Consider the following 18,807-nt stretch of genomic DNA (forward strand, 5'->3'; position numbering starts at 1 on the left):
CTCCTTTATATCCGAAATATATTATATGTGCAACTTCTTAATGGAATAAGAAGGGTGCATTAAAAGTATCTGTTAAGGTGTCCAGAGAAAATTAGGAAACCGAAACATACAACGTGGAACGTAATTACAATCGCAAGGATGCGTGTAAATTTAGTGTTTGGCCAAAACTTATGCTTCTTGTTTTTTCGTTCGAAAATATCGAATAAAATAAACAGTGCGGCATGATATAGACCATAAATAATATACTGCGCAACAGCGCTTCCTTGGATATGCCAAATTCCCATAATGAAAAAGTTTAAAAATGCACCGATATACGAAATTGTGTAACGGTTCTTAATTAACTTTTTCTTCGTTGCAAAAAAGACGAAACGCATGTAAATAAAATCACGGAACCAGAATGATAAACTCATGTGCCAGCGGTTCCAGAAGTCTTTAATATTACGACTAAGGAATGGCTTATTAAAGTTTTCTGGCGTTTTAATTCCCATCATATAACTTACACCAATTACAAAAGAGCTATAACCAGCAAAATCAAAGAATAGATATAAGCTATAGCTATACATGTAAATCATATTTGAAAAGATTGTATCGTGTTGAGCGAATGCTGGATCCATACAATATTGCTTTATTAAGTAAGCAATAATAAATTTATACAAGAAACCTTGGAAAATACGATTTAGTCCTGTATATAGTAAATTTTGATATTCTTCAGCGCTAGGTGGCTTTTGAATATCTTTTTGGAATCTTCGGTAACGATCGATAGGTCCTGTTGAAATCGCAGGGAAGAATAAAACGAATTCCCAGAAGTTAAAGAAAGAAAGCTCTTTAATTAAACCATCGCGAACTTCAAATACCATTTGAACTGCTCTGAATGTTACGTAAGATATACCTAGAAAAACAACAAGTTTTAACTCAGGTAATAACGATGCAAATGGTGCGATTTTTGCCAAAATAAGAGGCAAAATCGATAAAATAACAGCTATGCAAAATGTGAATGTACTATTATTTTGTTTTCTTAAAATTAAATAGCCTTTAATAAGGACATATTGCCAAATAATAAATGCAGCTAACATAATCGCTTGCTTCGGTTTATCCGAGAAGATAATAGCAATCATGACTAATGTTAAAACGGCATTATATTTACGCAACATTTTACCTTTTAATCCAGCTATGATAGTAGGTATTAATAAAATGCCCACTATAGCGAAAAAATAAAATGATCCATATGCGGTCATGCTGTAACCTCACTCAATAATTTTTTGCGATCTACCTTTCCATTTGGTGTCATTGGAATAGAAGATTGATACATGAATTTACGTGGAATCATGTAGTTTGGTAATCGCTCATTGAGTTCTTTTTTGATTGCAGATGTTAATTTGAATTCTTTTTCAAACGAATGCTCCCCAGGAACAACAACCGCTAATAAATAATCGTATTTCTCACCTTTTTTAATTGGAACGATAACTGCTCCTTCTACGTAAGAACACGCACGAAGGTGATGCTCAATTTCTTCTAATTCCATTCGATAACCATGCAGCTTAATTTGGAAATCAAGACGACCATTATAGAATAGAAGACCATTTTCAACATAGCCAGCATCGCCTGTTTTATAGGCACGCTCACCGTCAATCATAGTAAATGCTTTTTCTGTTAATTCAGGGCTTCCTAAATATCCAACGCTTACGCTTGGACCGACAATTACGATTTCACCTTTTTCACCATCAGGTGCAATCGTGCCATCTTCTTTCATAATAAGAAGGCGACAGTCTGATTTACAATAGCCAACTGGAAGTGATTTGTATTGATCAAGCACTTCTTCTGTCACGTGAATACCTGTTACAGCGACAGTAGCTTCTGTTGGACCATACGTATTCATAATTGTTGCTTTCGGGAAACGCTCAATTAATTTTCTAGCTACTTCATTTGGTAACACTTCACCGCAGAATAAGAATGTTTTCATGTTCGGTAGCATATTCTCAGAGAAAGATGCTTCCATTAAACACATTTCAGCGAAAGAAGGTGTGGAAGTCCATACTTGAATATCCGATTGCTCTAAAGAAGCAAACAAGTCTTTTGGACGCGCAATCATATCTTTATCGATTGCCCAAAGTGTACCACCTGTTACTAATGATGGGTAAATATCCATTACAGATAAATCGAATGAGAAAGGTGCTTGGTTTAAGAATACTTGCCCTGTTTGTAAGTTGAAATCTTCTACAGCCCATTTTGTAAAGCTAACAAGGCAGTTATAAGTAATCTGAACCCCTTTCGGATTACCTGTGCTTCCTGATGTGTAAATAATGTAGAAGTTCTCATCACCTTTTACCGCATGTTCAGGATTTGGAGTGTTCCCTTTATGAGTAAAGAAAATATCTTTTAAGTTGTCTTCACTTACGATGCGAACTGGTAAATCAGTTACAGTTACTGCTGTTGCCGATAAAAGTAATTTCGCACCAGAATTTTCAGCAATACGTTGTACACGATCAGCTGGGATAGATAAATCTACAGGAATGTAAGCATGTCCAGCTTTTACACATCCTAAAAAGTTAATAATCATTTCAGGTTGCATATGGCCATACACCATAATTGGTGAACGATCGTCTGGATACTCAGAAGAAATCCAATGTGCTAACGCATCAGAATCTTCCTTTAATTGTTTGTACGTAATTTTCGCATCTCGCCAAACAAAAGCGGTTTGATCAGGCGTTTCTGCAGCCCACTTTTCAATTTGTTCTAATAACTTCATAACGTTCCCACCCTAGAATTCATTGTAAATAAATGTACTTGTGTTTGTATCATGGAATCCATACAACCAAAGTAATGCAAATAAAATTGCAAGATAATAAACCGTCTTTGCAACCCATTGTGTGAGTGGTCGAGACCATATCTCTTTTAATCTTTCCATGTCTTTCCCTCTCTTAATGAAATAATAGCTCTTTGTAGGTATCATGTCCTACATTATTGTGAAAAAAACAAAATCCCACATTTTAGGTAAAAATAAGTCAAAAGGCTCTTTTCTGATATTAGCACTAAATACTAAAAAAGAAAATCCCTAACTTAGCAATTATATTACATTCAGCATGAATTTGTAATGGGTTTGACATGTAAATAGAAAGTGGATTGTGTGAATACATAAAAGTGGACTATAAGAATACGTAAAAATGCAGTATTTGTTTTTATTAATCATTTAAGACGGAGTAAAATTTTAAATTTCTAGTTCTTTTGAAAAGGAGGAAATTATCATGAATAGAGTGTGGAAGAGTCTAATTTCGGAAGAAAATATCGTGAAATGGAGAAGGCATTTTCATAAGTATCCGGAATTATCATTTCATGAAAAAGAAACTTCGCAATTTATATATGATACATTATGCTCATTTTCTTCTTTTGAAGTAACGAGACCGACGAAGTATAGTGTACTAGCAATCAAAAGGGGTGTGAAGCAAGGGAAAGTAATTGCGATTCGAGCTGATATAGATGCTTTGCCAATTCAAGAGGAGACAAGTAAATCTTATACATCTGTGAATAAAGGAATGATGCATGCATGTGGGCACGATGCTCACGCAGCTATATTATTAAGTACTGCAGAGGTGCTTAATAATATGAAGGAAGAGTTTGTAGGAGAAATTCGTCTATTCTTTCAGCATGCAGAAGAAGTATACCCTGGTGGTGGACAAGAAATGGTCGAGGCGGGTGTTATGGACGGTGTTGATTATGTAATAGGTTTACATGTTATGTCTGGCTTGGAAAGTGGGAATGTAGGAATTGTATATGGACCGATGATGGCAGCACCAGACGTATTTACAGTTGAGATCCAAGGCAAAGGAGGGCATGCGGCGCGGCCAGAAGAAACGATTGATCCTATCGCTATCGGAGCGCAGATTATTACAAATCTACAACATATCGTATCTAGAAATACAAGTGCTTTCATGCAAAGAGTCGTTTCAGTTACGCAGTTTCATGGGGGAGTGGCTGACAATATTATTCCTAGTACAGCAACTTTAATGGGAACTGTTCGTTCATTTAATCAAGCATTGAGGGTGGAAGCAGAAGGGAAAATCGAAAAAATTGTGAAAGGAATTACAGAAGCACATGGAGGATCGTATACATATACGTATCGATATGGATATGATCCGGTTATTAATGATGAATATATTACGAAAATAGTAGAAGAAAGTGCACTACATTTGTTTGGGAATGAGCGTGTTGTGAAGCTTGAACCTTCTATGGGTGGGGAAGATTTTTCAGCATATTTAAGAAAAGCACCCGGTTGTTTCATTAAATTAGGAACAGGTAATGAAAATATATATACTTGTTATCCACATCACCATCCGAAATTTGACGTGGATGAATCAGCATTAATTTGTGGAGTGGAGCTATTTTTAGAGACGACTATAAGATTACTAAAATCATAGAAAAACAAAAAAAGGCAACTGCGCTCTATCGCAGTTGCTTTTATTTCTTTCCGTCAGAGAGGGCTGAGAAAGAACTATGCTCATTTATAGTATATGAATAGCTAACGGACAAGCTTGTACATTTTAATCATTTTTTTAAAAATAGTTGTTGACATTGATAATCAATGTCAATTAATCTAAATATAGTTGAAATTGATAATTATTATCAATAGAATGGATGCGACATGTTAATGAGAAAAAAATTTCACCTTCTACGGAGGGGATTAAAAGATAAAAATAAAGATGTTGATCAGCATATGGAATGGCAACGAAATGTAATTCGGTCTGAATATGTAGATGAGAAGAAGAGCATTCAAACAGAAAAAGAGATACAAAGTAAAGGGAGAGGTTCAGTTGAGTAAGTTAGTAATGATTTTTGCAAGTATGAGTGGAAATACAGAGGAAATGGCTGACCATATTGCCGGCGTAATTCGTGAAACAGAAAATGAAATTGAAGTTATTGATATTATGGATTCACCAGAAGCTTCTATATTGGAACAGTATGATGGAATTATTTTAGGTGCATACACATGGGGAGATGGTGATCTTCCTGATGATTTCTTAGATTTTTATGATGCAATGGATTCTATTGATTTAACTGGGAAAAAAGCGGCAGTATTCGGATCATGTGATTCGGCTTATCCGAAATACGGAGTGGCGGTTGACATTTTAATAGAAAAGCTACAAGAGCGCGGGGCAGCAGTTGTGTTAGAAGGACTAAAAGTAGAATTAACGCCAGAAGATGAAGATGTAGAAAAATGTTTACAGTTTGGAGCTGAATTTGTAAAACACCTTTCTTAATGGCAGAAGGGAGCTGAAGAACAAGTGCATGAGAAAATCTCAATCAAAACGATGACAGATTATCATTTGTATGATTTTATGCGGTGTCCGCATAAATTTTATTTTCGTCATATAAAAAGAAGAGAACCTTCTTCATTTGAATGGCAACAAATAGTGCAAATGATTGTGAATCAAATTATTAACGAGTATTACACGCTACCTGCGGGTCAACAAACGAAAATTGTACTTTTAATATTAATAGAAAAGTATTGGAAAAAAGTAAGGATTAATATGTTTGCTTCGAAGACGGAGTACTATATTGTATTAGCGAAGCTAACGGATCACTTATTACAGTTTGTTGAAAGGGATGATAGTCAGACACCACCATTGTTTTTATACGAGAAGTTTCAAACATATATGGAAGAGTTAGGTGTCCACATGTCATTGACATTTGAAGTTGGTGAGTGGAATGCTGAGTCGTTTGTAATTAAAAAGTATGTTGTCGATGCGGATGAGGAAATGCTTGCTCTTTGTCAGAAGCTAATGACAGTATTCAGTTATAAAGCTTTCGGCGTTCTTCCAGGAAAAATTGAAGTTATTAATTTAATAGAAGGAACTAAGTATGAGTACATTCCGAAACAGGAAGATATTATAACTGGAATGGCTGAGTTATCTAGAATGAAAGAAATGTTACAGCAACCTGAGCATTATACAGAGCGTCATTTTCGTTCTGAGTGTATAAGTTGTGCGTTTCGTAGTGAATGCCAAGGGGAAGAAGTAAAGAAAGAAGCGAAACAGAAGAAAAATATAGTTCATTAAAGGATGCAACTTTGCATCCTTTTTTGTTATTGACATGAAAAGCTTTTCATCATTTACGGTATATTTGTAGCAGATTTTAATAAAGTGAAACTTTAATCAGTGGGGGTCAATCGGGCTACCCGCAAATAGCGGGATAAAGGGAGGAATAATCAATGAAAGATGAAACGAAAGTATTTCAATGGTTAAAAGAACAAAATGCTCCTTTTGAAATTCAACTGCAAATTTTACAGGCATTTCAATTGTATAAAGTTATTGTTGAAATGGATAAAAAGTTAATGATGTATGAGGAGAGAGTATATAGGGAGAGAATGTAATCTCATCCCTGTAATATCGTTTTTAGTTGTTCTGTACTTGTAATGAATTCGAGTTCATTCTCTGATTCAAAGTTATAAATAATATTATGTAGTAAAGGACTATATTGATAAAAGGTAGTAATGCGGTGAATGAGTAATGGATCATGATGAGAAATAAGTGTACTGTACTGTTCATATACAGATGTAGTAAACTCATGTCCGAAATCATAATATAGTCCTGCAAAATCAAAAGCAGGATCGCCAATTTGCGCATCACCAAAATCGATAACACCTGAAATGCGTTTGTTCTGCTTGTTAAATAAAATGTGATGATGTGTAAAATCAGCGTGAATGATTGTATTTTGAAATTTAGATGTAGCTAGACAGGCAAAGAAATTCTCGAATAAACGATTTAAGGCTGATTTCTGGAACGAAGTAAGATTGTTAGTAACATACTGATTTAATTTAGTTTGTAGCTCTTTCCAGTAGGTAAGTGTTTTTTCAATAGGGAATCCTAACGCTGTAACACTTTTTAGAGGAATACTATGTAGAGCAGCAAGGAAAGTAGCTAATTGTGTAATAATTGCTTGCAGCTCTGTATCCTCCAGCGTGGCAACTATTTCTGTTTTTAATGGTTCACCATGAATGAGAGTATAGTAACTACAAAGAGGAACCTCATCAGATTCATTTTTATAAATTAGGTGATATTGTGGAACTTCGATTTCTTGTAGTGATTGAGTGAGAATTGTGCATAGTTCTTTTTCTAACGGAATTCGCATTGCAAATTCCTGTTTTCGCGGGAAACGAAACAGTAGCTCATCATTTACTATAATTGCTACATTATCCCAACCTTCTTCATTTTGTTTATATGAATGTATAGAAAGATTAGGCAAAGCTTCTTTTATATAATGTTTGTAAGAGTCCATAATTGTTCCTCGTTTCTGAGTTAAGTTATTCTACTTTATAATATCAGAATTTTCTTTCTATATGTTAAAATATAGCTATCATTATGAAGAAGGGCGGGAGTATTACGAAAAAAAGACTGTTAATCATTTCTCTATGTATCGCTTTTGTATTGTTTTGGTCATATAAAGAGGAGGTTTTTGCTACCTTTAAACCGATTGATCAGTACGGATTAAATAAGGAGTTAAAGAATAAAAGTATAGAAAATTTAACTCATAATGAAATGAAAAAGGTAGGAGAGCATTTTGTGACTGAACAACTATCAGTGTTTGAGTTTAATAATAAAGAAGATGTGAAACGAAAAGGTGAAGAAATATTTTTGAATAGAGGGTATGAACAATTAATGGGAAATTATTATCCAAATCGTTTTCAAGAGTTAGAGTATAAATTTACAAACGAGGAGATACGTGAAGAGAAAGATGAGAGTTTTCTCTATCAAGCTGTAGCGTACGTTGCGGGTACTGAAAATGGTAAGAGAAGCGAAATGAAATTGAATTATGAAGTGAAAATTGTAAAGGTTAATAATATATTTATGGTGCTAGAACAAAAGCAGCGCGTACAATAAAGGAAATTCATTGCTCAATAGATCATTTTGGGGTGTACTACTTAATGCGGAATAAAAAGGCCCTTAAGGAATCAAGGACCTTTAAAGATTTTCATTTTGTTGACCAAGTTCTTTTTGAGCAATATATAAATTTCCTTGCTCCACTTGTTTAAGTGTATGAACAGAATCGCCTGCATATCCTTTTTGTGTTTTAACAGTTCTTTTGGAACGATTGGAATTTTGTTTCTTCATATAATAGGCCACCTTTCATCAAAAATAAACGAAAATGATAAGTATGAGTAATACAGCAGCGAAAATGGTAATGCCCATTAAAAACGAAGTGTTTTTATATTTAGGTGGCTTATGTACATCTTGCCGATATCCAGGTGAAATTTCAGGGGCAAATTCTTCATCGAATGATTGCTTTTTTTCTTTGTCGTCCATATGTACCCACCTTTCTTTTTCATTATATTATACGTTACAAGAAAAAATATGCATAAAGAAAACAGCCGCTTTATTATTAGCGGCTGTTTTGTGTTGTATATTTTCGTTGTACTTGAAAGAGACGGATAAGGAGGAAGGCAGCGCCAAATGCTAGACCGATAATAAGACCGATCCAATAACCTTTTGCGGCCCATTCTGTATATGTTGCTAATATGTAACCTAGTGGTAGACCTATTATCCAATAAGCAATTAAAGTCATAATTAGAGCAACATTTACATCTTTATAACCACGCAGAGCTCCTTGTACAGGGGTTGCAATTGCATCTGAAATTTGAAATAAAATCGCAAAAATAAGAAATTCTTTTGCTAAATGATGAACTTTTGCATCTGTCGTATAAATAGAAGCAATTTGATTATCAAAGAAGTAGAGAAGAATTGAATATAATAAAGCAAAGGCAAGGGCTAATCCAATTCCAATCAGTCCGTATTGTTTTGCATTATCGTAACGTTTTGCTCCAACTTCGAATCCGACTGCAATAGTCATTGCCATTGCTAAACTGAGCGGAGTCATATATAACAAGGAAGCAAAGTTCATAGCTGCTTGGTGAGCTGCAATAGTTGTCGTACTAAAATTACTCATCATGAGCGTTACCGCAGCGAAAATACTCGTTTCAAAAAAGATAGCAAATCCGATAGGAACGCCAAGCTTTAAGAATGCTGTCCAACTAGAAAGAGAAGGGCGATATAATTGTTTGAAAATGTTGAAAGAGGCAAAAGGCTCTTTCGTCTGAATAATAATGACTGTAATAATTAAAATGCACCAATATGTTGCAGTGGAAGCAATTGCTGCTCCGACACCACCAAGCTTTGGGAAACCGAAGTTACCAAAAATTAATAGGTAATTTAATATTACGTTAATTGGTAATGATAGTAATGTAATAATCATCGTTGTTCGAGTTTTTCCTAATGCATCAATAAATCCACGTAAAACAGTGTAAGTGAATAAAGGTATAATTCCTATTGCGATAATACTTAAAAATTGAGCTGCAATTCGTTCCACAGGTTCTTCTAAGCGCATGCCGTTTAAAATAGGTGAAACGACGAAGAAACCGATGAGGATAACAACGAAGCTAGCACAAATTGCTAAATAAACTGCTTGTATGACAACGTGGGGAACGTCCTTTTTTTTCTTGGATCCGACGAGTTGTGCAACAATGGGAGTAGTAGCCATTAAAATTCCTGTTAATCCCGTACTAACTGGAAGCCATATACTTGTTCCAATTGCAACACCTGCTAAATCAGTTGGACTTGCATGTCCTGACATTGTTGTATCAAAAAAACTCATCGCAAATAATGACATTTGCGTTACGAAAATCGGAAAAAATAGTAATACAAATTGCTTTAACTTTTGTGAAAATGAAGTAGTTTCTTTCATAAAATCCCCTTTCCATATAAAAAAACAAACTCTTACTATCATACAATTTAATCAAAGATTAGAAAAGAAATACGCGCCTACAACATATGAAACCAATAAAAAAAGGATGCACTTTGAAAAGGGATAAGGTATTATGATAAGGTGTGAAAAAATTACATATTATTTGTTATTAAGGAGGCACTACTTGTGGCTGATTGGTTAATTGGTTTAATCATGGGTGCTGTTGAAGGGTTAACAGAGTTTCTACCAGTATCATCAACAGGACATATGATTTTAACAGGACATTTAATTGGATTTGACGATGAGAGAGCGAAAGTTTTTGAAGTTGTTATCCAATTGGGATCGATTTTAGCAGTTGTTGTTATATTTTGGAAGCGTCTATGGTCGTTAGTTGGAATAGGTAAAGTAACAGACGGACCATCGTTAAATTTATTACATATTATTATCGGGATGATTCCTGCCGGGATACTTGGCGTATTATTCCATAGCACTATTAAAGAGGTTTTATTTGGTCCAGGACCAGTTGTTATTAGCTTAGTAGCCGGTGGTATTTTAATGATTGTTGCTGAGAAGTTTTCAAAACCAAGTACAGCAAGAACGTTAGATGAAATCACATATAAACAGGCATTTACAATTGGAATGTTTCAATGTTTAGCTCTTTGGCCAGGATTTTCTCGTTCTGGTTCTACAATCAGTGGTGGTTTATTAGCTCGCGTGTCGCATACAGCGGCAGCTGAATATACGTTCATTTTAGCGGTACCGATGATGGTAGCTGCAAGTGGATTAGATTTAATTAAAAGCTGGGATGTATTAAGCTCAGCAGATATAACGCTATTTGTAACAGGATTTGTAACTGCATTCGTTGTTGCGATGCTTGCAATTGTTTCATTCTTGAAATTATTATCTCGTGTAAAACTAACACCGTTCGCTTATTATCGTTTCATTTTAGCTGCGGTATTCTATTTCTTCATTATGTAATAAAAAAACCTGCCGAGCTCGGCAGGTTTTTTATTTTACTATTTTTTCCACCATATTTTCCATTACATGCTCCCAAAGAGAAGTATCATCAGCTAATGTAGCACGGAAATTAGCATACATTTCTTTTTGTTTTTCTTCGAATGTTGGATCTTCTTTTTCAGGTAATGTAGCGCGCATTGAAGTTACTAATTCTTGTACTTTTGGAGCGCGTGGTCCAAAGACGGCTTGTTCATTTCCATCTTTATCAATGAAAATAAAGATTGGAATCGCACGTGCTGTTCCATTTGTTAAATATTGATCCATTAATTCTAAGTTTTCGTCGCGAATTAATAAACTCATTTCAATATTTGCAACTTCAGAAATTCGTTTCATAACAGGTACGCATAAAAGAGCATCGCCACACCAATCAGCAGTTAATACGATAACACGCCAGCCGTCATTTTGACGTTCTTCTAATACAGGAAGTAATTCATTTGGAATTAAAAAGTTATTGTAAATGTGTAGTAGCTCGTATTGGTTTACTTGCATTTCATTCACATATGTATCAAAGGACATACCTTTATCAGCCCATTGTTGTAAGTTCATAATTAACACCTCTTTAGTAAGATTTGCTTTCATTGTACCAATTTTTATATAGAAAAGCTTGTATTCTTACTCTTTCTCGTCACTTAATAATTTATTTAAGAGGAAAAAGAATAGTACGACACATAATTCAGCTATGTTGGACATTTGTACGCTTTCTATCCAATCATCAGCAGTATGAATGACGAACCAATCTAGTGTAATTTCAATGAATGAGAAAAGAGTAATAGAAATCCAATTTGGCATGTTTTGTGTCAGTGGATATAGCAGCGCTTTGAAGAAACTGAAGATGAAAAATGTAATACTGTCTAAGAAAGTGATTAATAAAAAAAAGAGAAGTAACGCAGTACGTGAACTATACTCGATACCTGTAATTTGAAAGATTCCTACATATACAAAAAATATAAATGCAAAAATTATAATGAGAAAAAGAGCAATAATACTAATGATAATCGTTTTATCTTTTAGGCTGAGATTTGAGAATTTCTCCTCCTCATGCATTAAAATACCCCCTTTTTCTGGAAGTTAACTTCATTTTATCATGAAATACATATTAAAAAACTACGAATTATGGGAAAATAAGGTGACAAAAAGTAAGATTTCATGTAAAATTATTAATAAGGTTTTTATTTAACTAAATGAAATAAAAGGAGCTGTCAAAGTTGTCTCAAAATCGAGAGCAATTAATGGAAGAACTATCGACAAATGTGTTTGCTATGTTTCGCACATTGCGTAATGATATCGGAAAAATATTCGGTGGTTACATACCGTGGAATGAATTCATCGTCCTGAGAATATTAAATCGTACGAATAAAGAAATGGTATCGCGTGTAGCAAATGAATTAAATGTGTCGAATAGTCATATTACAGCTGTTACAGAAAAATTAATTAATAAAGGTTTTGTAACTCGTTCACGTTCTACATCAGATCGCCGAGTTGTGTATTTAGAGATTACAGAACAAGGGAAAGATTTAGTTGCGAAAATGGAAGATGCGAAAAAACAATATTTACAAGAAAGATTCTCTACACTTTCAGAAGATGAAATGAATGTAATGATTTCGATTTCCAAAAAACTTATTTAAGTGATTATAAACAAGAAAACGCTTACGTGATGAAAGAGAAGATCTTCCTTATATATGGAAGGTCTTCTTTCATGTGTAATAGATGTTAAAAAATAAAATGTGTATGAAAAAAGATAGAGCGCCATACTACTAATACAAGGAAGGGAGGGAGAAATATGACGAATCGTAACGGTAGTAAAGGGAGCGGTAATCAAGGATCACCAAAGTCCGGCCAGTTTAATCAGGAATTTAGCACTGAATTTGAAACTGGTAATGATAATAAAGGGAAAGAATATCGTTCTAAAAAAGGGAGTAAATCAAAAAAGGAGTGAATATATTCACTCCTTTTTTGATTTACGATGCTGCCGATTGATCAGTATTATATTTTTCTTCTGATTTTGCGACAATCATTGCGCAAATTGCATCCCCAGAAATGTTTACAGCTGTTCTAGACATATCTAGAATACGGTCAATACCGATAATTAAAGCGATACCTTCTACTGGTAGATTTACTTGATTTAAAACCATTGTAAGCATTACAAGTCCAACACCTGGTACACCAGCAGTACCGATACTAGCTAGTACAGCGGTTAATACGACCATAGCTAATTGCGGTAATGTAAGTTCAACTCCGTATACTTGAGCGATAAATACAGTTGCTACTCCTTGCATAATGGCAGTACCATCCATATTAATAGTTGCCCCTAGTGGTTGTACAAATGAGCTTATCGCTTTTGGAACGCCAAGCTTATCTTGTGCTGTTTTCATTGCAAATGGAAGCGATGCATTAGAGCTAGATGTACTAAATCCAATTGCCATTACTGGTCCGAAATGTTTAAAGAAACGAACAATACTTTCTTTTGCTAATACCTTTAATAAGCCACCATATACAAAGACCCCGTGAATAATGAGTACTAACATAACGACAATCATATACTTGAACATCGCAGCGACGCCTGCAAGCCCCATTTTACCAACGGATGAAGCGAGCAAACCGAATGTTCCAATTGGGGCTAATTTCATAACGAGATTAACGAGATACATCATTAATTCGTTGCCCTGTTCAAGTAATGAATGGATACCTTGAACTCGTTTTCCTAAAATAGCTATACCGAGTCCAATCAATACGGCAAAGGCAATGATTTGTAACATGTTTCCGTCAGCCATCGCTTTTGCTGGGTTATCTGGTACGATATTTAGCAATGTGTCGACGAAAGATGTTTCAGTTTTTGCACCTTCATACTTAAGACCTTCTGTTTTAAAATTACCGCCAGCTCCTGGTTTTATAATAAGTGCAAATGTAACCGCTATAGAGATGGCAACCGCAGTTGTTACGAGAAAGAATGAAATTGATTTTAAACCGATTCTTCCAAGTTGTTTCGGATCTCCAAGGCCGGCAGCACCAAGTACGATAGAAATGAACACAACAGGAACAACTAGCATTTTAATAAGTCGAATAAACAATTGACCAATTGGGTTGAACACATATTGATTTAGTGGATCAAAGATAGATGGAGCGGCTAAATTTAGAGTGAGTCCAACAACTAGACCTAGAAATAATGCGATTAAGATTGCTTTTGTTTGTCTCAATAAAATCCCCCTTTTGTTTTTGCGAAATTCCTTCCTAAAGTAATTATACCGAAAAAATACCTAATTTGACAATATTTTCTGAATTTTTAGGTTTTTATTTAAGTACAGATAGATTGATTTTGTGTTTGGAAAATAAAATAGACCATCACATAGGATGGTCAAGGGAAGGGGACAATTTATGTCAATTTAATTAGGGATGGAAGTTGCTATAAGACACTGGGGAATGTCTTATAAATTAGGGAGGAACAACTTCGATACATATACTATAAAAGATAGGTGTGACTCTCATGTGAACATAGGGTGAAAGAGAGAGGGAGTTTTAAATAAAAGATAGAAAGACAAAAAAATAAGACCATCATTTATAAGATGGTCAAGGAAGGGGACAATTTATGTCAATTTAATTAGGGATGGAAGCTGTTCAAAGACACTGGGGAATGTCTTATAAATTAGGGAGGAACAACTTCGATACATATACTATAAAAGGTAGATGTGACCTCTGTGTGAACATAGAGTGAAAGAGAGAGGAAGTTTTAAATAAAAGATAGAAAGACAAAAAAATAAGACCATCACATAAGATGGTCAAGGGAAGGGGACAATTTATGTCAATTTAATTAGGGATGGAAGCTATTCAAAGACACTGGGGAATGTCTTATAAATTAGGGAGGAACAGCTTCGATATATATACTATAAAAGGTGGATGTGACCTCTGTGTGAACATAGAGTGAAAGAGAGAGGAAGTTTTAAATAAAAGATAGAAAGACAAAAAAATAAGACCATCACATATAAGATGGTCAAGGAAAGGGGACAATTTATGTCAATTTAATTAGGGATGGAAGCTATTCAAAGACACTGGGGAATGTCTTATAAATTAGGGAGGAACAGCTTCGATACATATACTATAAAAGGTGAATGTGACCTCTATGTGAACATAGAGTGAAAGATATGGGGATTTGAAAAATAGTACATATGAAATTGTTATTGCTAGCAATATTGAGTTAGGATATATAGTTTTCCAGCATAAAAGAAAAAAGAAGTCTGAATATAAATAAAAGTTGTAATCTATGAAAAAAAGGATTATGCTCAACTATATTATAAGAATATAAGGTTTGTCCCAATTCTTTAAGGGCTTTTAAAAAGCTTTTTATTTATGAGGGGAAAGCTTCACTTTAATAAGGGAGTTAGTGATATGGAAGTAACAAAAAAACAAGGGCTGTATAATCGTCTTATACGATTAAACCCACCACAAATATTAGCGTTAGGTTTTTTCTGCTTAATTGTGGTTGGCGGTTTGTTATTAAAGTTACCATTCGCAACGAAAGCACATATTAGTTGGGTAGATGCTTTCTTTACAGCGACGTCAGCAGCGACCGTAACTGGTTTGGGAGTAGTGGATACAGCAAGTACATTTACGATGTTTGGCGAAATTGTTATTATGTTTTTAATTCAAACAGGTGGTCTAGGTCTTATGACAATTGCCATTTTAATTGTTTGGGTATTAGGCAAAAAAATAGGATTACGCCATCGTTTATTAATTGGAGAAGCGTTTAATCAAACAAATATAGGTGGTCTTGTAAAATTAGTAAAGCGTGTCTTTATATTTTCGATTTGTATTGAGCTTATTGGGGTCATCTTTTTATCGTTTCGCTTTATTCCAGAGTTTGGTTTTGGAAAAGGTTTATACTATAGTATTTTTCATGTAATTGCATCTTATAATAATGCAGGCTTTGCTTTATGGCCAGATAATTTAACAAGATATGTAGGAGATCCCATTATTAATATTGGGATTTGCTCTTTAATTGTAATAGGTGGACTCGGTTTTACCGTATTAATTGATATATGGTATAGTCGCAGTTTTCGAAAATTATCACTTCACTCAAAAATAATGATTATTGGAACAGTAGTGCTAAATGTTATAGCAATGATTGTAATTTTTGTATTGGAATATAATAATGTGAAGACGTTAGGGAATTTATCTTTAAATGAAAAACTATGGGCTTCCTTCTTTCAAGGTATTACCCCGCGGACAGCTGGATTTAATACGGTTGACTATGGAGGTATGGAAGAATCATCTATATTATTTACGATGATTTTAATGTTTATTGGTGCAGGAAGTGTATCAACAGGTGGAGGAATTAAATTAACAACGTTTGTTATCTTAATTACATCTGTCCTTTCTTTCTTTAGAAAAAAGGAGGAAATTGTTTTATTTCAGCGTACAATTAAAATGTCGACAGTAACGAGGGCCTTAGCGATTGCTGTTGCCAGTCAAATACTTATTTTTGCAGCGGTATTTATATTAATGCTTACAGAAAACTTCAGCTTTATTCAATTATTATTTGAGACAATATCAGCGTTTGGTACAGTCGGATTAACGATGGGAATTACTGCAAAGCTATCGGCATTCGGAAAATGTATTATTATGTTTGTTATGTTCTGCGGATTAATTGGACCATTAACACTTGTGTTCTCTTTAGCGCGACCAGCAAAACAAAAAATAAAATATCCATCGGAAGATGTGTTTACAGGATAAGGTATCCCGCGTTAAGCGAGATACCTTTTTCTTTTTTAGAAAAGGGAGAACAGTAAACCAATAAGTGCTACTCGGAATAAAATTGCGATAAGTGCAGCAATCCCACCGACAACTGCAGCGATACCGCCAGTTACAGTAGCTCCGCGATTATAAGCGTAAATACCGAGTAAAACAGAAACAAGACCAAATAGTGTTGGGAATGTAAATAGCGATAAGATAGATAGCGCAAGAGCGATAAAACCAGCAGTTGATCCAGCAGCGGACGATTTTACAACATCTTTATCGTCTTTATCATCGTAATCATAATCAATGCGTTGTGGTGCAACCTCAGCGGCATACTCTTCTTTATAGTCACTATAATCACTATCTATTCTATCTCTTCTTTTATAATCATCAAATTTCTCAGTCAAAGTCATGGCTCCTTTCATAACAAGGTTCAATAGTAGTATGTATCTCTTTTTCTTTTTTATCCCGCATTAACGGGCAGTAATATCTATTAAAAGGAGGAAAATGTTTTCTTGAAATAGGAAAAGTTAGTATGACTTCCTCTATTTTGGAAAGTATAAAAAGGAATAATGAGGAAAGGGTGCAATACATAATGGAACATCCAATTGAAAATTTAATGAAAACGGCAATGACAAATTTAAAAGAGATGGTAGATGTAAATACAATTGTTGGGAGCCCGGTTTCAACAGCTGACGGAAATGTTGTATTAACAGTATCTCAAGTGGCTTTTGGTTTTGGAGCTGGTGGAAGTGATTTTAAAGGGGGTTTCATTACTGAAAAACATAACGGTGGGCAAAATCAGCATAAAGAGAACAAGCAAGGGCATCCATTTGGAGGAGGAAGCGGGGCTGGGGTTTCTATTAGTCCAGTAGCTTTTTTAGTAGTTGGTTCTAATGGGGTGCAAGTATTACATCTCAACAGCAGTACACATTTAATTGAAAAGGCTTTAAATACTGTACCAAGCACTGTAGATAAATTTGTGAATGGTCGTCAAAAGTGAACTTGCATTTTTTAGGAATTATGATATATTAGAAAAAGTGCGCTTTAGGATGATCGGAATAATTGAAATGTAAATATATATGATGTGTGGAATAAGGGAGAGGAATTTATGATTAATATCAAAAACTTAGTAGTTGGCTTATTTATGTTAGTAAGCGGCTTTGTTGTATATGTAATAAAAGAAAAAGCTCCATTCTAAAACAGACAAACCGTTAATGTCTGTTTTTAATTTGCGGAAAAATATTGACAAGCTATTGTATTGGTGTTAGAATTTTAATTCGTGTCTCGGTTACAGCTAGTGTAAAGTAAATATCTCTTATGAATGCAATACGAAAAGTTTGCGAAAGATCGGGTAATTTTATCAACAACTTTTGTGAACAAACCCTATAAATTGTATTTGTAAGCTATATATGTATACTAGTGAATCAAGGAGCGGTCAGTGGAACCGTAATGATGAGAGAGAGGTAGGGCTTTCATCCAGTATATGTTACTTTCCCGTTAGGTGAATATAAAAAAGAGGACTCCTTTTAAAAGGAGTCCTCTTTCATTTTTTAAGTGCGACTTTCAACTTGTTGACAAATTTCATCCGTTGTTAAACCGTGAGCTGTAATGACTGATCCTTTAATTGATGCATCTGCAATGCCCATCACATTAGAATCTTGCCCAGTTACAACGCAACAATCACACCCTTGTGCATCCTGTTCTGAGTTAAGTGTAACAACTTCATGACCTTGTTGCTGAAGAGCTTGTTGAACGTCTGTTAATGAGTTTTCAACGCCAATTCTAGCCATAATTCTCACCTCCTACCATCTAATTGCTAGTATGCTCAAGTTCACTGCATTTATGAAAAGACGGTAGGAAGTAAATCTTTGTTTAGTCGTTATATACGCCAGTAAGCATTTGACTAACGAATTGATCGTTTAATGTATCTTGGGCAGAAGAAGTATTTGAATGGATGTCGATTGAAGCAATAAAATGATTATGTTCTTGCGTATTTGGTTCTACCTCTACGTAATTATCGAATTTACAAAAACCTTTCGTATCCATTAGATCAAATAATTGCAGCATTTCTACTACCTCTTGTCTCGTTCCTTTAATTTGTACACACGCCATATTTATTTCCTCCTTCATTTTGACAAATTGTTTTTTAAAAATAGGATTATGATTACGAAATGAAAAATATGAATGTTATTTTTAGACAGCGCTATTTTTGTTATTTCCCCCCTTTTTCAGCAAAAGTCGTTATATATTCCCGGATTTATAAAATCGGACGTCCGTTTATTGAATACAATAGATTCGTATCAATTGATGAAAATCCTTCTTTTAAACAAA

General features: G+C 34.5%; 25 protein-coding genes. 12 read left to right on the forward strand and 13 right to left on the reverse strand.

Annotated elements, in window-relative coordinates:
- Nucleotides 1-59: 59 nt before the first annotated feature.
- From dltB to ACS2FK_RS07900, 3 genes are read right to left on the reverse strand one after another with little or no spacing between them, the layout of a single operon-like run.
- Nucleotides 60-1,235: a D-alanyl-lipoteichoic acid biosynthesis protein DltB gene (gene dltB / locus ACS2FK_RS07890; protein WP_063546916.1), complete on the reverse strand. Its 1,176-nt coding sequence runs from the start codon at nucleotides 1,233-1,235 to the stop codon at nucleotides 60-62.
- Nucleotides 1,232-2,746, reverse strand: a complete 1,515-nt coding sequence (dltA, locus tag ACS2FK_RS07895; RefSeq protein WP_000770502.1) for a D-alanine--poly(phosphoribitol) ligase subunit DltA — start codon at nucleotides 2,744-2,746, stop codon at nucleotides 1,232-1,234. Before dltA ends, dltB begins: the two co-directional genes overlap by 4 nt.
- A gap of 12 nt (nucleotides 2,747-2,758) precedes the next feature.
- The gene (locus ACS2FK_RS07900) at nucleotides 2,759-2,905 is read right to left on the reverse strand and encodes a teichoic acid D-Ala incorporation-associated protein DltX (protein WP_000440293.1); all 147 of its coding nucleotides are present in this window, start codon (nucleotides 2,903-2,905) and stop codon (nucleotides 2,759-2,761) included.
- Nucleotides 2,906-3,242: 337 nt separating this feature from the next.
- Here ACS2FK_RS07900 and ACS2FK_RS07905 point away from each other — a divergent pair, with 337 nt between their 5' ends.
- From ACS2FK_RS07905 to ACS2FK_RS07925, 5 genes are all read left to right on the forward strand, one after another.
- On the forward strand, nucleotides 3,243-4,412 hold the full coding sequence (locus ACS2FK_RS07905) for an amidohydrolase (protein ID WP_001082811.1): 1,170 nt from the start codon (nucleotides 3,243-3,245) through the stop codon (nucleotides 4,410-4,412).
- Between the two features lie 230 nt (nucleotides 4,413-4,642).
- Nucleotides 4,643-4,813, forward strand: coding sequence for a hypothetical protein (locus ACS2FK_RS07910; RefSeq protein ID WP_176545730.1), 171 nt, complete (start codon nucleotides 4,643-4,645; stop codon nucleotides 4,811-4,813).
- On the forward strand, nucleotides 4,806-5,252 hold the full coding sequence (locus ACS2FK_RS07915; protein ID WP_000041153.1) for a flavodoxin: 447 nt from the start codon (nucleotides 4,806-4,808) through the stop codon (nucleotides 5,250-5,252). Before ACS2FK_RS07910 ends, ACS2FK_RS07915 begins: the two co-directional genes overlap by 8 nt.
- A gap of 24 nt (nucleotides 5,253-5,276) precedes the next feature.
- The gene (locus ACS2FK_RS07920; protein ID WP_000544586.1) at nucleotides 5,277-6,050 is read left to right on the forward strand and encodes a hypothetical protein; all 774 of its coding nucleotides are present in this window, start codon (nucleotides 5,277-5,279) and stop codon (nucleotides 6,048-6,050) included.
- Between the two features lie 152 nt (nucleotides 6,051-6,202).
- Nucleotides 6,203-6,364, forward strand: a complete 162-nt coding sequence (locus tag ACS2FK_RS07925) for a hypothetical protein (RefSeq protein WP_000651086.1) — start codon at nucleotides 6,203-6,205, stop codon at nucleotides 6,362-6,364.
- Nucleotides 6,365-6,366: 2 nt separating this feature from the next.
- On the opposite strand, the gene ACS2FK_RS07930 is transcribed toward ACS2FK_RS07925, so the two are convergent.
- Nucleotides 6,367-7,269 (reverse strand): aminoglycoside phosphotransferase family protein, encoded by a 903-nt coding sequence (locus tag ACS2FK_RS07930; protein ID WP_063546917.1) that lies wholly within the window; start codon nucleotides 7,267-7,269, stop codon nucleotides 6,367-6,369.
- 83 nt (nucleotides 7,270-7,352) lie between these two features.
- Here ACS2FK_RS07930 and ACS2FK_RS07935 point away from each other — a divergent pair, with 83 nt between their 5' ends.
- Nucleotides 7,353-7,871, forward strand: a complete 519-nt coding sequence (locus ACS2FK_RS07935) for a hypothetical protein (protein ID WP_000715258.1) — start codon at nucleotides 7,353-7,355, stop codon at nucleotides 7,869-7,871.
- An 81-nt stretch (nucleotides 7,872-7,952) separates the two neighbouring features.
- Here the strand turns inward: ACS2FK_RS07935 and ACS2FK_RS07940 are convergent, their stop codons facing one another.
- From ACS2FK_RS07940 to ACS2FK_RS07950, 3 genes are all read right to left on the reverse strand, one after another.
- Nucleotides 7,953-8,102, reverse strand: coding sequence for a hypothetical protein (locus tag ACS2FK_RS07940; protein WP_000744623.1), 150 nt, complete (start codon nucleotides 8,100-8,102; stop codon nucleotides 7,953-7,955).
- Between the two features lie 18 nt (nucleotides 8,103-8,120).
- Complete coding sequence (locus ACS2FK_RS07945) at nucleotides 8,121-8,294, reverse strand: hypothetical protein (RefSeq protein ID WP_000341062.1); 174 nt, start codon at nucleotides 8,292-8,294, stop codon at nucleotides 8,121-8,123.
- Nucleotides 8,295-8,370: 76 nt separating this feature from the next.
- On the reverse strand, nucleotides 8,371-9,729 hold the full coding sequence (locus ACS2FK_RS07950) for an MATE family efflux transporter (RefSeq protein ID WP_000665559.1): 1,359 nt from the start codon (nucleotides 9,727-9,729) through the stop codon (nucleotides 8,371-8,373).
- A gap of 186 nt (nucleotides 9,730-9,915) precedes the next feature.
- Between ACS2FK_RS07950 and uppP the strand changes: the two genes are divergently transcribed.
- Nucleotides 9,916-10,707 (forward strand): bacitracin resistance undecaprenyl-diphosphatase, encoded by a 792-nt coding sequence (gene uppP, locus ACS2FK_RS07955; protein ID WP_000796253.1) that lies wholly within the window; start codon nucleotides 9,916-9,918, stop codon nucleotides 10,705-10,707.
- Nucleotides 10,708-10,737: 30 nt separating this feature from the next.
- On the opposite strand, the gene ACS2FK_RS07960 is transcribed toward uppP, so the two are convergent.
- Together ACS2FK_RS07960 and ACS2FK_RS07965 are read right to left on the reverse strand one after the other, a co-directional pair.
- Nucleotides 10,738-11,325, reverse strand: coding sequence for a thioredoxin family protein (locus ACS2FK_RS07960; protein WP_002040836.1), 588 nt, complete (start codon nucleotides 11,323-11,325; stop codon nucleotides 10,738-10,740).
- Nucleotides 11,326-11,358: 33 nt separating this feature from the next.
- A complete protein-coding gene (locus ACS2FK_RS07965) occupies nucleotides 11,359-11,790 on the reverse strand; it encodes a YrvL family regulatory protein (RefSeq protein WP_000544072.1) in 432 nt (143 codons plus the stop codon).
- Nucleotides 11,791-11,951: 161 nt separating this feature from the next.
- On the opposite strand from ACS2FK_RS07965, the gene ACS2FK_RS07970 reads away from it, so the two are divergent.
- Both ACS2FK_RS07970 and ACS2FK_RS07975 read left to right on the forward strand, forming a co-directional pair.
- Nucleotides 11,952-12,371: a MarR family winged helix-turn-helix transcriptional regulator gene (locus ACS2FK_RS07970; protein ID WP_000081434.1), complete on the forward strand. Its 420-nt coding sequence runs from the start codon at nucleotides 11,952-11,954 to the stop codon at nucleotides 12,369-12,371.
- Nucleotides 12,372-12,526: 155 nt separating this feature from the next.
- Complete coding sequence (locus ACS2FK_RS07975) at nucleotides 12,527-12,682, forward strand: hypothetical protein (RefSeq protein WP_000184928.1); 156 nt, start codon at nucleotides 12,527-12,529, stop codon at nucleotides 12,680-12,682.
- Nucleotides 12,683-12,704: 22 nt separating this feature from the next.
- Here the strand turns inward: ACS2FK_RS07975 and ACS2FK_RS07980 are convergent, their stop codons facing one another.
- The gene (locus tag ACS2FK_RS07980) at nucleotides 12,705-13,940 is read right to left on the reverse strand and encodes a dicarboxylate/amino acid:cation symporter (RefSeq protein WP_063546918.1); all 1,236 of its coding nucleotides are present in this window, start codon (nucleotides 13,938-13,940) and stop codon (nucleotides 12,705-12,707) included.
- A gap of 1,186 nt (nucleotides 13,941-15,126) precedes the next feature.
- Between ACS2FK_RS07980 and ACS2FK_RS07985 the strand changes: the two genes are divergently transcribed.
- The gene (locus tag ACS2FK_RS07985; protein WP_000454115.1) at nucleotides 15,127-16,470 is read left to right on the forward strand and encodes a TrkH family potassium uptake protein; all 1,344 of its coding nucleotides are present in this window, start codon (nucleotides 15,127-15,129) and stop codon (nucleotides 16,468-16,470) included.
- Between the two features lie 35 nt (nucleotides 16,471-16,505).
- On the opposite strand, the gene ACS2FK_RS07990 is transcribed toward ACS2FK_RS07985, so the two are convergent.
- Nucleotides 16,506-16,880: a hypothetical protein gene (locus tag ACS2FK_RS07990; RefSeq protein WP_000136546.1), complete on the reverse strand. Its 375-nt coding sequence runs from the start codon at nucleotides 16,878-16,880 to the stop codon at nucleotides 16,506-16,508.
- A gap of 128 nt (nucleotides 16,881-17,008) precedes the next feature.
- Here ACS2FK_RS07990 and ytfJ point away from each other — a divergent pair, with 128 nt between their 5' ends.
- On the forward strand, nucleotides 17,009-17,476 hold the full coding sequence (gene ytfJ / locus ACS2FK_RS07995; RefSeq protein ID WP_002093915.1) for a GerW family sporulation protein: 468 nt from the start codon (nucleotides 17,009-17,011) through the stop codon (nucleotides 17,474-17,476).
- 108 nt (nucleotides 17,477-17,584) lie between these two features.
- Entirely contained in the window at nucleotides 17,585-17,674 is a 90-nt protein-coding gene (locus tag ACS2FK_RS08000) for a hypothetical protein (RefSeq protein WP_000608227.1), read from the forward strand.
- A 352-nt stretch (nucleotides 17,675-18,026) separates the two neighbouring features.
- On the opposite strand, the gene ACS2FK_RS08005 is transcribed toward ACS2FK_RS08000, so the two are convergent.
- Together ACS2FK_RS08005 and ACS2FK_RS08010 are read right to left on the reverse strand one after the other, a co-directional pair.
- Nucleotides 18,027-18,266 carry a YkuS family protein gene (locus ACS2FK_RS08005; protein ID WP_000101021.1) on the reverse strand — a complete coding sequence of 80 codons (240 nt, stop codon included), beginning with the start codon at nucleotides 18,264-18,266 and terminating at the stop codon, nucleotides 18,027-18,029.
- 82 nt (nucleotides 18,267-18,348) lie between these two features.
- Nucleotides 18,349-18,588, reverse strand: a complete 240-nt coding sequence (locus tag ACS2FK_RS08010; protein ID WP_000752514.1) for a DUF3911 family protein — start codon at nucleotides 18,586-18,588, stop codon at nucleotides 18,349-18,351.
- Nucleotides 18,589-18,807: the final 219 nt, after the last annotated feature.

Source organism: Bacillus cereus group sp. BceL220 (assembly GCF_051776965.1).
GTDB classification, from domain to species: Bacteria; Bacillota; Bacilli; order Bacillales; family Bacillaceae_G; genus Bacillus_A; species Bacillus_A cereus.